This window comes from Nocardia terrae (genome assembly GCF_009760405.1).
Lineage (GTDB): Bacteria > Actinomycetota > Actinomycetes > Mycobacteriales > Mycobacteriaceae > Nocardia > Nocardia terrae.
In genome coordinates, this window is record NZ_WRPP01000008.1 from 1 (window position 1) to 12,667 (window position 12,667).

At 69.0% G+C, this 12,667-nt stretch carries 14 protein-coding genes; 4 read left to right on the forward strand and 10 right to left on the reverse strand.

The features are described from left to right. Window positions 1-276: 276 nt before the first annotated feature. The 3 genes from GPX89_RS33090 to GPX89_RS33100 are packed head-to-tail and all read right to left on the reverse strand — an operon-like array spanning window position 277 to window position 3,457. Window positions 277-936 (reverse strand): response regulator transcription factor, encoded by a 660-nt coding sequence (locus tag GPX89_RS33090; RefSeq protein ID WP_328602580.1) that lies wholly within the window; start codon window positions 934-936, stop codon window positions 277-279. Window positions 937-962: 26 nt separating this feature from the next. Further along, window positions 963-2,219 (reverse strand): DUF1501 domain-containing protein, encoded by a 1,257-nt coding sequence (locus tag GPX89_RS33095; RefSeq protein WP_157391687.1) that lies wholly within the window; start codon window positions 2,217-2,219, stop codon window positions 963-965. 17 nt (window positions 2,220-2,236) lie between these two features. Further along, a complete protein-coding gene (locus tag GPX89_RS33100) occupies window positions 2,237-3,457 on the reverse strand; it encodes a DUF1800 domain-containing protein (protein WP_157391688.1) in 1,221 nt (406 codons plus the stop codon). A gap of 87 nt (window positions 3,458-3,544) precedes the next feature. Between GPX89_RS33100 and GPX89_RS33105 the strand changes: the two genes are divergently transcribed. Then, entirely contained in the window at window positions 3,545-4,108 is a 564-nt protein-coding gene (locus tag GPX89_RS33105) for a DUF6508 domain-containing protein (protein ID WP_157391689.1), read from the forward strand. A 15-nt stretch (window positions 4,109-4,123) separates the two neighbouring features. On the opposite strand, the gene GPX89_RS33110 is transcribed toward GPX89_RS33105, so the two are convergent. The 4 genes from GPX89_RS33110 to GPX89_RS33125 are packed head-to-tail and all read right to left on the reverse strand — an operon-like array spanning window position 4,124 to window position 8,278. Further along, window positions 4,124-5,290, reverse strand: coding sequence for a serine hydrolase domain-containing protein (locus GPX89_RS33110; protein ID WP_157391690.1), 1,167 nt, complete (start codon window positions 5,288-5,290; stop codon window positions 4,124-4,126). Window positions 5,291-5,333: 43 nt separating this feature from the next. Beyond that, complete coding sequence (locus GPX89_RS33115) at window positions 5,334-6,416, reverse strand: serine/threonine-protein kinase (protein ID WP_235948720.1); 1,083 nt, start codon at window positions 6,414-6,416, stop codon at window positions 5,334-5,336. 18 nt (window positions 6,417-6,434) lie between these two features. Beyond that, entirely contained in the window at window positions 6,435-7,127 is a 693-nt protein-coding gene (gene bioD / locus GPX89_RS33120; RefSeq protein WP_157391691.1) for a dethiobiotin synthase, read from the reverse strand. Beyond that, on the reverse strand, window positions 7,124-8,278 hold the full coding sequence (locus GPX89_RS33125) for an 8-amino-7-oxononanoate synthase (protein ID WP_328602581.1): 1,155 nt from the start codon (window positions 8,276-8,278) through the stop codon (window positions 7,124-7,126). Before GPX89_RS33125 ends, bioD begins: the two co-directional genes overlap by 4 nt. A 104-nt stretch (window positions 8,279-8,382) precedes the next feature. Between GPX89_RS33125 and GPX89_RS33130 the strand changes: the two genes are divergently transcribed. Continuing rightward, window positions 8,383-8,676 (forward strand): hypothetical protein, encoded by a 294-nt coding sequence (locus tag GPX89_RS33130; protein WP_157391692.1) that lies wholly within the window; start codon window positions 8,383-8,385, stop codon window positions 8,674-8,676. A 324-nt stretch (window positions 8,677-9,000) separates the two neighbouring features. Here GPX89_RS33130 and GPX89_RS33135 read toward each other — a convergent pair whose 3' ends face one another. Together GPX89_RS33135 and GPX89_RS33140 are read right to left on the reverse strand one after the other, a co-directional pair. After that, window positions 9,001-9,534 carry an SRPBCC domain-containing protein gene (locus tag GPX89_RS33135; protein WP_157391693.1) on the reverse strand — a complete coding sequence of 178 codons (534 nt, stop codon included), beginning with the start codon at window positions 9,532-9,534 and terminating at the stop codon, window positions 9,001-9,003. Then, window positions 9,531-9,842: an ArsR/SmtB family transcription factor gene (locus tag GPX89_RS33140; RefSeq protein ID WP_328602582.1), complete on the reverse strand. Its 312-nt coding sequence runs from the start codon at window positions 9,840-9,842 to the stop codon at window positions 9,531-9,533. The genes GPX89_RS33135 and GPX89_RS33140 overlap by 4 nt, the downstream gene beginning before the upstream one ends. Window positions 9,843-9,916: 74 nt before the next feature. On the opposite strand from GPX89_RS33140, the gene GPX89_RS33145 reads away from it, so the two are divergent. After that, on the forward strand, window positions 9,917-10,261 hold the full coding sequence (locus GPX89_RS33145; RefSeq protein ID WP_157391694.1) for a YciI family protein: 345 nt from the start codon (window positions 9,917-9,919) through the stop codon (window positions 10,259-10,261). Between the two features lie 10 nt (window positions 10,262-10,271). On the opposite strand, the gene GPX89_RS33150 is transcribed toward GPX89_RS33145, so the two are convergent. Next, on the reverse strand, window positions 10,272-11,540 hold the full coding sequence (locus GPX89_RS33150; protein ID WP_328602583.1) for an adenosylmethionine--8-amino-7-oxononanoate transaminase: 1,269 nt from the start codon (window positions 11,538-11,540) through the stop codon (window positions 10,272-10,274). A 123-nt stretch (window positions 11,541-11,663) separates the two neighbouring features. On the opposite strand from GPX89_RS33150, the gene GPX89_RS33155 reads away from it, so the two are divergent. Continuing rightward, on the forward strand, window positions 11,664-12,635 hold the full coding sequence (locus GPX89_RS33155; RefSeq protein WP_157391695.1) for a bifunctional helix-turn-helix transcriptional regulator/GNAT family N-acetyltransferase: 972 nt from the start codon (window positions 11,664-11,666) through the stop codon (window positions 12,633-12,635). Window positions 12,636-12,667: the final 32 nt, after the last annotated feature.

Consider the following 12,667-nt stretch of genomic DNA (forward strand, 5'->3'; position numbering starts at 1 on the left):
CCGAGGGGTCCGGGCCGCCACGCGAAACACCGGACTCTCGCCGTATGCCCTCCAGTCCCGAGGGGTCCGGACCGCCACGCGAAACACCGGACTCTCGCCGTATGCCCTCCAGTCCCGAGGGGTCCGGGCCGCCACGCGAAACACCGGACTCTCGCCGTATGCCCTCCAGTCCCGAGGGGTCCGGACCGCCACGCGAAACACCGGACTCTCGCCGTATGCCCTCCAGTCCCGAGGGGTCCGGACCGCCAGGCGGAACACCGGGGCGTCGCCGGAAGCTCACGGCGCGATGGTGAAACCGGCGCCGCGCACGGTTTCGATCAGGGGCGGGTCGCCGAGTTTGCGGCGTAGTTGGGCGACCACCACGTCGACGACATTGGAGGCGGGTTCGGCCATTTCGTCCCAGCAGCATTCGATGAGTTCGGCGCGGGTCACCACGGTGCCGGCGCGCACCGCGAGGAGTTCCAGGACGCCGAACTCCTTGGGGGTCAAGGTGAGCAGCGTGCCCGCGCGGTGCACGCGGCGGCGCGGGCGGTCCACGACCAGGGTGCCGACGACGGTGCGGGTGGGGGCGGGCAGTTCCTGGCGGCGGCACAGGGCGCGCACGCGGGCGGCGAGTTCGTCCATGGCGAAGGGCTTGACCACGTAGTCGTCGGCGCCCTGCGCGAAACCGTCGAGCCGGTCGGCGAGGGCGTCACGGGCGGTCAGCATGAGGACCGGGGTGCGCTGCCCCGATTCGCGGTGCGCGCGCACCAGATCGAGGCCATCGCCGTCGGGCAGGCCGCGGTCGACGACCAGGCAGTCGTAGGTGTTCACGGCGATCTTCAGATCGGCGTCGGCGTAGTCGCGGGCCAGATCGACCGCGAATCCGGCCGCCCGCAACCCGGCCGCGACCTCGTCGCCCAGTTCCCTGTCGTCCTCGCATACGAGTACCCTCACCTGCGCAATTACAGCACCCGCCCCGGTCATGCGGCCACGACCCCGGGCAGTGGCCGCGGCGAGCCGGGCAGGACGTCGGTGGCGGGGACGCCGAACCAGGACTCGGCCAGGGTCGCGTAGAACTCGGTCATGTCGACGGTGGCGCGCAGGTTGTCGTCGGCGTCGAGGGCGCGCAGCGACGGTTGCTCGCCGAACACGCCCGGATTGACCGGACCCAGCAGCAGCGCGGTGCCGGCCGCGCCGTGGTCGAGGCCGTCGGAGTCGTTGTCGGGGACGCGGCGGCCGAATTCGCTGTAGGCGGCGATGAGGACGCGGTCGGCCATGCCGCGCCGGGCCAGGTCCGTACGGAAGGCGGCCAGTGAGTCGTCCAGATCCTTCATGAGCTTCTCGTAACGGCCGGGATGTTTGGTATGGGTGTCGAAATCCGCGCCCATGGGCACGTGCACTATACGCAGTCCGTGGTTGTCATCGGCGAGCAGCCGTGCGGCCAAACGCAATTGGATGCCCAGGTCGCTGTGCGGGTAGCCGTCGCCCGCGGGCGTGAGGGTGGCGGCCACGTCCGAGAAGCGCAGCGCGGCGGCGGTTCCAGCGCGTGCGGTCGCGAACGACGGCGCATCGGTCCGATCCGGATGCGCCATCGCCCGCTGGGCCGCCAGCCACGCGTCGCGGACGTTCTCGTCGTCGAAAACCGGGAACAGGCCGTCGTTTCCGGAGTCCACCGACAGCGTGGTGACGCGTTCACAGGCCAGGGCCTGCGAGGAGCCGACGCCGAGCGCGACACCCACCGCCGGGGCGCTCGGGTCGCCGAGGTGATCGCACAGCCGGCCCAGGAATCCGGTGTCGGCCCGGATCAGGCCCTCCGGATTGCCGGTCTGCCAACGGTAGAGCATCTCGAAGTGCGAGAGGTCGGGTTTGGCGATGCCCACGCCCGGCACCACGGCGACACCGGAGGCGGCGAGCTTCGACAGGTGCGGGTGCAGGCCCAGCCTGTCGTCGAGAGCGTGCACGTGCTCGGCGGCGATGGCGGTGCGACGGCGCAGGTCCCGATAGCGGGAGTCGGTGTAGGGGACGGTCATCGACAATCCGTCACTGCCCCCGGCCATTTCGATCACCAGCAGCCGCCGCCGGTCGGGGGCGGCCGCGCGCACCGGTGCGGGCGGATGCCACGGTTCCGGGGTCGACCGGGAACCGAGCAGCTCGTATCCGGCCACCGCGCCGGCGGCCGCGACCACGCCCAGACCCGCTCCGGTGCGCAGCACGGTGCGTCGATCCAACGAGACCATCGGGAGGCCCTTCCTGTTCATGCCAGCGTGAATTCGGGCGCGGTGATGGCCAGCGCGAGCAGCGCGCTCGCCGCCTGCCGCGGCTCACGGCGCAGCGCGAAGGCCAGATCGCGGGCGGCGGTGCGGGTTTCGGGTGTGGGGTCGTAGATCGCGGCACGGCGGAAAACGGCCTCGACCGGGTCGCTCGCGTCGGCGATCTCCGCTATCACCGGGGCCTCGACGGCCAAGGCCGCCCGCGCCACCGACGTCCCCGGCGCGATCCACCGGTTGCCCGGCGGCCAGCCCGCCACGTTCGGCGGATAGAAGGGCGACTGGCCGAGACCGGTCATGGTCTCGAAAGCCTTCGCCACATCGGTGATTCCGCAGACGGCCAGCGCGGCCGTGACCCATTCGACCGGATACCGAGGGCGGGTGTACCTCGCCTCCAGGAAGGACGGATGCCGCAGGATCGCCTCGACCAGCGGCCGAATCTCCAAGCGCGCCTGCGTGAAGACGGCCGCCAGTTCGCCGAGCCGCTGTTCCGAAGCCGCCTGACCGACCAGGAACAAATGCAGTTTCGCGGCGATGAACCGAGCGGTCTCCGGCCGATCGCAGAGCACGTCGACCACGTCCCGGGCCGAAATCACCTGCCGCCCCAGCAGTTCCACCGCCCGCCTGTTCCCGGAGTCCGGATCGAAGGACACCGCCCCGTGGTCGTCCACGTTCCACCCCGACAGCGCGACCGCGGCGGCCTTCACATCCTGCTGCGTGTAGATCCCCCGGCCGACGGTGAACAACTCCATGAGCTCGCGCCCGTGATTCTCGTTGGGCGCGTCCGCAACCGATCCGGCGCCGTCGAGCCACTGCAGCATGGCCCCGTCCACGGTCACCGCCTGCGCGAGCTCCCGGAAGTTCCCCATCGCGTGCTTGCGCAGCAGCGTGTGCTGCTGCCACATCAACTCCCAGGTATCCACCTTGTCGTGGCTGGAGGTGAAATGCCCGTGCCAGAACCACACCAGCTTCTCGTGCACCCCGGCCGCCGGATCCGCCATGGCCTTCAGCCAGCGGCCGACCGGTCCGCTCGCGGCGGCGTCCTCGTCCTCGTCGAAGACCGGCGTCGCCGGCTCCAATGCCTTCGCCCCGAGGACGGTGTCGATGACATCCCCTCCTCCCCTCCCTGCAAACTCCTCCACCCGCCCCGGGAACGGCCCGAAGGTGGTGCGCCGCAGCACATGTGCGACAGCCGCCGACTCATCCATACGGCCACCATCGCAAACCACCCATTAGGAATCTGTGAGCCCGCAGACGATCGGAGCCGGTCGGTCCTCCGGCGGTAGGGTGCCGGAATGGAGCCGAGCGATTCCGATATCGAACAGCGGTTGCGCAGCACGCCACCGGAGGCTTGGCAGCGACTGTGGTCCGCATACGACGCCCTGCTCGCCGAGCAGCCCAGCCCCTGGGAGATCCGCACCCACACTCCGAACGGCGCCCTGTGCATGCCCTACGCCGTCTACAGCGACACGGTGAACGACGTGCGCCGCGCCCTCACCGAGGTGAAGGTGAATGTCGACTTCGACTGGCGGAACTGGGACGGCATCCAGCGATACGAACAAGGCGAGGACCTCGCCGAGGCCCCGGTCGCCGAAGCCTGCCGACTCCTGACCATGCTCACCCGGGCCGAACGGTTCTGCGACGGCACCATCGGCCACGCCCTCCGAACCGGAACCCTCCAAGCCGCCCTGCTCCGCCTCCGCACCTGGCACGACCGGACACCACGCCCTCCCCTTCCCATGCCCCCGTGGCTCACCGAGGACCGGCAGGCCAACGCCGCCTCCCCGGCAAGACCGCCAACCTCTTTGCCCCTCCCGCCGCCACCGCCTTCACGATTTCCGCCGGTTCCCCCGCGGTAGCTCGTGGACAGGCGGTCAGGGCTTGGGCTTTCCGGGCGTTGATTCGCACAGGGCCGTGGCGAGGGCGGTGCGCATGTCCGCGATCTGCGCGTCGCTGCCGCCGGGGTACAGGTTGTTCATGACGGTGGCGGTGCGGCCGTCGGTCGTGACGCCGGTCTGGGTCCGGAATCCGATGATGCCGCCGTCGTGACCCCAGTACACGCCGCCGCACGGCAGCGGGGAGCTGACGAGCCCCAGACCGTACGCATCGCCGGTGGAATCGGTGGCCGGTCGGGTGGTCATCATCTCGCGTAGCTCGGACGGACGCAGCAGACTGCCGTTCACGAGTGCGTCGACGAACCGATTCATGTCCGCCGCACTGGAAATCATCGCTCCGGACGCGTCCGCGACCGTCGGGTTGAATTCGGTCGCGTCGACCAGCGCATCACCCGGCCGGGCATACCCGTGCGAATGAGTGCCCGGGATCGCCGTGTCGTCCCCCGGAACGGAGGTGTCACCGAGCCCGAGCGGCCGAATGATCCGACTCTCGATCTCCTGGCCGTACGAATGCCCGGTGACCTTCGCGATCAGCATTCCGGCGACGACGTAGTCGGTATTGGAGTACTGCCACCCGGTCCCCGGCGCGAACACCGGCGGATGCGCGAGCGCGACCCGCACCAGCTCCTCCGGATCATGATGCGTGGCAGGCGATGTGATGAGCTCGCTCAGATCCAGGTATTGCACGTAATCCGGCAGCCCTGAGGTGTGCTGCAGCAACTGCCGCACCGTGATGCCGTGCCCGTCATTCCCACTGCCCTCGACCACCCCCGGCAGATACCGCTCGACCGGCGCATCCAGCTCCACCCGCCCCTCCCCCACCAGCTGCAACACCACAGTCCCGACAAACATCTTGGTCATGCTCCCGATCCGAAACCGATCCCCGCCCTCCATCGGCACCCGGCTCCCCACCTCCGCAACCCCCTCGGCCAACACCGTCCGCCCCCGCCCATCCCTCACCTCGAGCAGCACCCCGGGCGCACTCTCCCCACCGCTCAACCGCTGCAGCACAACCCGCGTACCGCCGTACCCGGACGCGGCCGGTTCCTCCGCGCGCCCACCCGTCCCGCAACCGCACAACGCCAACACCACCGCGACCCCCGCACAACCGAAACCCCGTGCATACCTGAGCATCTCGTCCTCCATCCCGAAGAACCCTCACGCTATGCACCCCCGCCCCACCGGCACCTCACCCCCGAGAGCGATCCCGCACCCCGCCCCCGATACCCGAGAGCCACCAACTCTCACCCGAAGGTGCTATCGAAGACCCCGACCAGATATCGCCGGCCGGGAATTCCCCGGAGAACAACTTCCAGAGAAGAGCATTCATACTCGCGGCGGCGGAAGCATGCCGAGCCAGAATGGCAGCCACCGGTGCGGGCACGTCGTCCGGAATATCGCCGCCAGCGCAGCGAACTATGTACTCGTTCCGGGCCAGTGCGCCACTGGCGGGCGGCCCCGGAATACCGCAGACCTCGGTCACCAGCCAGTTGACCAGGCGCATGGCCGTGTAGTCGGCGTCATGGGTGGCGTGGGCGGCGACGAAGGCGTGTTCGGCGGGCGAGAGGTCGAAGTGGGGTGAGGTGGCCAAGCCGAAATCGGTCAGGTAGATCCGGTCACCGTCGGAGCGGAAGTTCTCGAAGTGGGCGTCCATGTGGAGTAGCCGGTGATCCTGCAGGACGGTCACGATCTCCGATAGCTGGCGCTCGAATGCGATGGCCTTGTCGATCGGGTTCTCGCGCAGCCACTGTGCCAGCGGGTGCGGGATGTACTCGCTGAACAGCGCCAGGGAGTTCGGTGCGGCGGCCAGGGCTTCGAGTCGGGTACGGATCGCGGGAGAGCCGCCTTGGGCGGCGACGACCGTCTCGACATCGGCGTGTTCGGCGGCGATCGGCGGTCGGCCGGGAAGCACACGCCAGTGATAAAGCATCGGGAAAGCCCTTGTCTCGCCGGACAGGACCGCGCCGGTGACGATGGTGTTCGCGGCCACTTCACGCCAGGCGTTGAAGCTCGGGCCACCGATTCCGTATTGGCAGTGCAGTGGGACGTCGAACAGGTTGGCGGTGGAGGGTCCGTGGGTCAGTTCGAGATCGGTCAGCGGGATGCGCTTGGCGAACACCGGTACGCCGTCGACGTTCAGGACCGCCGAGCTGCCGCCGACTCCCACACCGACGGGTTGGCCCGTCTCGATGAGCTCGAGGAGCTCGGAGTCGGGGCGGGATCCCAGGGAAGCCGAAAGTCTTTGGTAGCGGTCTGTTCTGGGGTCCGGCATCACATGATTGTGCCCGGGCTACACCTGTGGGTGGAGGTAGCGGGTGGTCCAGCGGGTGTCGAACCAGGTGGGGGCCGCGGCGGTGAAGGCGGGGGCGGTCCAGGCGCCTGCGCCGGCGGGGAGGGAGCCGATGAGGTCGACGCCGGTGACGGCGGGGAGGTCGGTGCGGTTGCATTCGGAGGCGAGATCCGGGGTGGCGGGCCAGGATCCGATGACCAGGCCGGCGCATTCGACGCCTGCGGAGGTGAGTGCGCGGGTGGTGAGTTCGCTGTGGTTGAGGGTGCCGAGGCCGGCGGCGGCTACCAGTAGGACGGGGGCGTTCATTTTTTGGGCCAGGTCGAGGAGGGTGAAGTCGCCGATTCGGACGAGCAGGCCGCCCGCGCCTTCGACCAGGACCAGGTCGGCGTCGGCGCAGGATTCGATTCCTGCGACCGTCTCGGCCAAGGTCAGCAGGGGCGCTCCGCAGCGGCGGGCGGCCGTGTCGGGGGCCAGCGGTTCCGGGTAGCGGGCCAGTTCGAGGGTGCGGGTCACTCCGCTCAGGCGGGTGATCTCGGCGAGGTCGCCGGGTTCGCCCGGCGCCACGCCGGTCTGGGCCGGTTTGCACACCGCGACATCGGCTCCCGCCGCGCGGGCGGTCGCGGCCAGGGCGGCGGTGACGATCGTCTTGCCGACATCGGTCGAGGTGCCGGTGATGAAGAGCATCCGGGTCATGCCGGAACGACCTCCCGGGCACGGGCTTCGGCCAGGACCTCGCCGAGAACGGTTGCGATGGTGGCCAGTTCGTCCTCGGTGAGGTCGGCGCGGGCGGTCAGGCGCAGCCGGGACGTGCCCTCGGGGACCGACGGCGGACGGAAGCAGCCGACCGACAGGCCACGCTCCCGGCAGGCCTGGGCGGCGTCATAGGCGACCTGGGCCTCGCCGAGCACGACCGAGACGACGGCCGAATCCGGTTGGCCGACACCGGCGATGCGGGCCAGGTCGGCGGCGCGGTCCAGGACGCGTTGCGCCATAGCGGGGTCGCGGCGGAGCAGGGACAGGGCGGCACGCGCCGCGCCCACGGCGGCGGGAGCCAGGCCGGTGTCGAAGATGAAGGTGCGGGCGGCGTCGATGAGATGCGCGCGGACGCGCTCACTCGCCAGCACGACACCGCCCTGGGCGGCAAAGGCTTTGGAGAGCGTCGCGGTGATGATCAGGTCCGGTTCCCCGGCCAGCCCGCACTCGTGCACGAGACCGCGGCCGCCCGCGCCGCGCACGCCCAGACCGTGCGCCTCGTCCACGACCAGCACCGCGCCGTTCTCACGAGTCACCCTGTGCAGCTCCGCCAATGGCGCGAGATCGCCGTCTGCGCTGAACACCGAATCCGTCAAGACCAGTGCACGCTCTTCGCGGCGCTCGGCCAGCAATCGATCCACCGCCGCCGGATCGCGATGCGGCGCGATCTCCACTCGCGCGCGGGACAACCGGCAGGCATCCACCAGCGAAGCGTGGCTGCCCGCGTCCGAAACCACCAGTGCCCCACGGCCGGCCAGCGCCGTGACCGCGCCCAGATTCGCCGCGTAACCGGAGGCGAACACCAATCCGGCCTCCGCACCGACGAATTCGGCGAGTTCGGCCTCGAGCTGCTCGTGCTCGGCGGTGGTGCCGGTGACCAGCCGCGAGCCGGTGGCGCCGGTGCCCCAGTACCGCACCGAGGCGATAGCCCCCTCGATCACCTCCGGGTGGCGGACCAGCCCGAGATAGTCGTTGGAGGCCAGGTCGATGCACGCCGTGTCGGAGGTGCGGGGGCGCAGCTCACGGCGCAGCCCGGCGTCCACGCGCTCCGCGGCGCGTGCGTCGAGCCAGCTCAAGGGATCGGCAGTCACAGCTCGGAAGCATACTTGAACGCCGTTCAGGAGACCATGGGTGTCGGTGAGCGGCGCTATGCTGGGGATCGTAAGGAGGCTGCGCGATGCCACGATGGGCAATAGTGGTCGAGCAGACGACCGGCTTCGGCGACAGCAAAACCTGGAGTCCGAAGATCCTCACCGAGGTGGTGGGCACCCGCGAACAAGCCCTCGCGAAGGTCCCCGACCTCGTCTCGAAATTCATTCCCGATCATCCGAAGATGGTCAGCCGCCGCACCATCCTGCGCGACGGCGACACCTTCATGCTGATCGCCCGCGGCTGGTCCGACGACTACCACTGCGTTTTCCGAGTCTGGGAAGTCCTGTCTGACAGCGACAATTCAGACAAAGTGCGCGAAAAACGGGCTAGTCGCTGAGTCCGCGTGCCGCCCGGCCAAGCAGCAAAGCCGCAGACAAGCTGCCGGAAACCGGGTAGCGCACAACGACTCAGGGGCTATTCGGCGTGACATCGCAGGACACCGGGTCACAAGGGCGCTGGACCCGGATCCGAGCGATAGCGGGCGTGATCGGATTCGGCATGATTGCCGGTGAGGCGCTCCTTGCCGCCCATAGCCGCTTCTCATCCTCGACCCGGCCACCGGCAGCGCAACAAACCGGCCACCGCACTGACCTCAGCAGCCAAGTTCGGATTGCGCCTGGAGCGGTCGCGGTGTTGTGCCGCAACAACGATTCGACCGAGCTCACCGGATATGACGGCTGGCTGGTAGCGATCGACCGGTCTCCAGCAGGGATTTCAGGTCGCTGAGCATGAACGGGTAGCCGCCGCCGAAGCCTTCGGGCTCCAGGTCGCCGGAGATGATGATCGAGATGAGGGGCGCGCCCGCCACGTCATGGATGACGGTGAGGGCGCAGGTGCCGTCGCCCCGGTCGCGAATCTCGTAGCGCAGGTAGGTTTCCGGCTGTGCGGCGAGCTGCTCGTCGCCGAGGAAGCGGATGCGCGCGCCCCACAGCGTCGGCGGGTCGTAGTCGGTGACCGTGCCGCGGATGAGGATGTCGGGTTCGCTGTCGATCGGGCGCGGGCCGGTCGGCGCGAAAACCGTGAACGCACCGCCGATCCGAGGCTCGATCACGCTGCGGCCGCCGAAGCCGTAGCGAACGGTCCAGTCGGGATGGGTGATGGCTTCCCAGATCCGTTCGGCCGGTGCGGCGATGATCACGCGGTGGATCTGGGTCGTCTCCGGGCGCGCCCGTGCGAGGACGTCCTCGAAGCTCATGATTCGAGGTCCTTCTTCAGATCGGCGAGTGCGGTGATCTGCCGCTCGGTGAACTTGTCGATCCAGCGGTCGTGGATCAACCGGATCGGCACGGGATTGAGGTAGTGCAGTTTCTTTCGCCCACTGCGGACGACGGTCACCAGCCCGGCCTCTTCGAGCAAACGCAGATGTTTGCTGATGCCGAAGCGGGTCATCTCCTGCCCGGATTCCAGCTCCGTCAGCGTCTGGCCGTCTTTGACGAACAACGCATCCAGCAGAAACCGCCGGGTGGGATCGGCCAGCGCCTTGAACACCGCGTCTTCGTCCACGATCTCACCCTATACGAGACCTTCCGGTCACATGACCGTTGACATGTGACCATTTGGTCACCTATTTTCGGATCATGAAACGCTACATAGTCCTGTACCTCGCACCCCTCTCGGTCGCGGAACGATTCGCGCAGGCCACACCCGAAGAAGCCGCGAAAGGCATGCGGCTGTGGGCGGATTGGAGCGACCGCATCGGGAGCGGCCTGCTCGACCCGGGCAAGCCCCTCGGCAACGCACGCCGGATCACGCCGAACGGAACATCCGAAACCGACAGCGGCGTGATCGGAATGTCCATCCTGCGGGCCGAATCCATGGACGAGGCCCTGGATATGGTCGGCGACCATCACCACCTGCACTGGGCCGAGCAGTGCGAGATCGTCGTCCTGGAGGAACAGCCCATTCCCGAACTGCAGCAGTAAGACCTCCGCGTCAGGCCGAGGCGGCGGCTCGCATGGCGGTGGTGATGCGGGTGACGTCGTCGGGGGTGGAGATGAAGGGGGGCATGGAGTAGATGAGGTTGCGGAAGGGGCGGAGCCAGACGCCGGATTCGACTGCGGCGTGGGTGGTTTTGCGCATGTCGACCGGGTGGGCGAGTTCGATGACGCCGATCGCGCCACGGATTCGGACTCCGGCGACGCCGGGTATGTCGCGGGCCGGAGTGAGACCGGCGGTGAGTTCCGATTCGATGCGGCGAACTTCGGACTGCCAGTCGCGGGAGAGCAGGAGTTCGATGGAGGCGACGGCGACGGCGCAGGCCAGGGGGTTGCCCATGAAGGTGGGGCCGTGCATGAGGCCGCCATGGGAGCGGCTGATGGTTTCGGCGATCTCGGAGGTGCACAGGGCGGCGGCCAGGGTCAGGTAGCCGCCGGTCAATGCCTTGCCCACGCACATGACGTCGGGGCGGACGCCGGCTTGCTCGGCGGCGAAAAGCGTTCCGGTGCGGCCGAATCCGGTGGCGATCTCGTCGAAGACCAGCAGCACGTCGTGGTCGTCGCAGAGGCGGCGCAGGTCGGCCAGGTAGCGCGGGTCGTGGAAGCGCATACCGCCCGCGCCCTGGACGACGGGTTCGACGATGACGGCGGCGAGTTCGTGGGCGTGCTCGGCGATCACGCGCTCGAGTTCCGAGACGTATTCCGGCTCATAGGTTTCCGGCGGGGCGCTAGCGAAGACCTGGGGCGCGAGGACATCCGTCCACAGCGAGTGCATGCCGCCCTCGGGATCGCACACGCTCATCGGGCTGAAGGTGTCGCCGTGATAGCCGCCGCGCCAGGTCATCAGCCGGTGCTTCGCGGGCCGCCCGAGTGCCCGCTGGTACTGCAGGCACATCTTGATCGCGACCTCCACCGACACCGACCCGGAGTCGCAGAGGAAGACCTTGTCCAGCCCCTCGGGGGTCAGCTCGACCAGCAACTGCGAAAGCCGAACGGCCGGTTCGTGGGTGAGCCCGCCGAACATGACGTGACTCATCTTCCCGGCCTGCGCCAGCAGCGCGGCGTCCAGCACCGGGTGCCGGTAGCCGTGCACTGCCGCCCACCACGAGCTCATCCCGTCCACCAGCTCCCGCCCGTCGGCCAGGGTGAGCCGGGTGCCGGACGCGGAGGCCACGATGAGCGGATCGGTCCCGGCGGGGAAGCCGCCGTAGGGATGCCACACGTGTGCCGCGTCGAGGGCGGTGATCGCGTCGGGGGTCAGTGCCACTGGAAATCCTTACGGGAAGTCCTTGCGAGGAGCTGGCTTGAACGCTGTTCAAGTTACCACGAACCCTGTCCTCACCCGCCGCTGCGGCGTATTCTTTGACTCGGTCAAAGGATTGGAGCCGAGATGGTGACCAGCACTGCCGATGGCCTCGTGGAGGCCCAGCACATCGCCGCGGTCCGCGCCTTCAACCGCCGCTACACCCGGATCATCGGGGTGCTCCAGGGCGGGATCGTGGGCACCGAACACACGCTGACCGAGGGCCGGGTGCTGTTCGAGCTGGCCAACTTCGGCGCCTCGGAGGTGGTGGACCTGCGCCTGGCGCTGGACCTGGACCCCGGATATCTGAGCCGGATCCTGGCCCGGTTCGAGGAGCGCGGGCTGGTGGCCCGCCGCAGATCCGAGGCCGACGGGCGGCGGCAGATCGTGGAACTGACCGACGCGGGCCGCGCGGCCTTCGAGATCCTGAACCAGCGCACCCAGGAACAGATCGGCGACCTGCTGGTCCCGCACGCCCCCGGCGTGCGCGCCCGGCTGGTCGGCGCCATGCGCACCATCGAGCAGATCCTCGACGCCGAGTCCGAGCCCGATCCGGCCGCCGTCATCCTGCGCGCGCCCCGCCCCGGCGAGCACGGCTGGGCGATCCAGCGCAATGCCGAGCTCTATGTCGAGGAGTTCGGCTGGAACGGCGAGTACGAGGCGCTGGCCGCCAAGATCGTCGCCGACTGGCTCAATTCCCATGACCCGCAACGGGAACGGGCCTGGATCGCCGAATACGACGGCGCCCCGGTCGGCAGCGTCTACTGCATGCGCGACAGCGAGACCACCGCGCGGCTGCGGCTGCTGCTCGTCGAACCTTCCGCCCGCGGGCTCGGCGTCGGCAGCGCCCTGGTCGACGAATGCCTGCGCTTCGCCACCGAGGCGGGCTACACCGAGATGGTGTTGTGGACCAACAGCATCCTGACCTCGGCCCGCCACATCTACGAGCGCGCGGGTTTCACGCTGGTGGAATCGAATCCGCACCACAGTTTCGGCGTGGATCTGGTCGGCCAGACCTGGCGGCGCGCGCTGGGTCCCGGGACCGATCCGGGCCGCTGAGGACGCGGTCGCGGCGGCCTATATCGTCACTG

Excerpts from the sequence above, each read along its gene's own strand:
- GPX89_RS33095 (WP_157391687.1), bottom strand. The coding sequence starts at position 2,219 with ATGGTCTCGTTGGATCGACGCACCGTGCTGCGCACCGGAGCGGGTCTG.
- GPX89_RS33155 (WP_157391695.1), top strand. The coding sequence starts at position 11,664 with ATGGTGACCAGCACTGCCGATGGCCTCGTGGAGGCCCAGCACATCGCC.
- GPX89_RS33135 (WP_157391693.1), bottom strand. The coding sequence starts at position 9,534 with ATGAGCTTCGAGGACGTCCTCGCACGGGCGCGCCCGGAGACGACCCAG.
- bioD (WP_157391691.1), bottom strand. The coding sequence starts at position 7,127 with ATGACCCGGATGCTCTTCATCACCGGCACCTCGACCGATGTCGGCAAG.
- GPX89_RS33145 (WP_157391694.1), top strand. The coding sequence starts at position 9,917 with ATGAAACGCTACATAGTCCTGTACCTCGCACCCCTCTCGGTCGCGGAA.
- GPX89_RS33110 (WP_157391690.1), bottom strand. The coding sequence starts at position 5,290 with ATGGAGGACGAGATGCTCAGGTATGCACGGGGTTTCGGTTGTGCGGGG.
- GPX89_RS33115 (WP_235948720.1), bottom strand. The coding sequence starts at position 6,416 with ATGCCGGACCCCAGAACAGACCGCTACCAAAGACTTTCGGCTTCCCTG.
- GPX89_RS33105 (WP_157391689.1), top strand. The coding sequence starts at position 3,545 with ATGGAGCCGAGCGATTCCGATATCGAACAGCGGTTGCGCAGCACGCCA.
- GPX89_RS33100 (WP_157391688.1), bottom strand. The coding sequence starts at position 3,457 with ATGGATGAGTCGGCGGCTGTCGCACATGTGCTGCGGCGCACCACCTTC.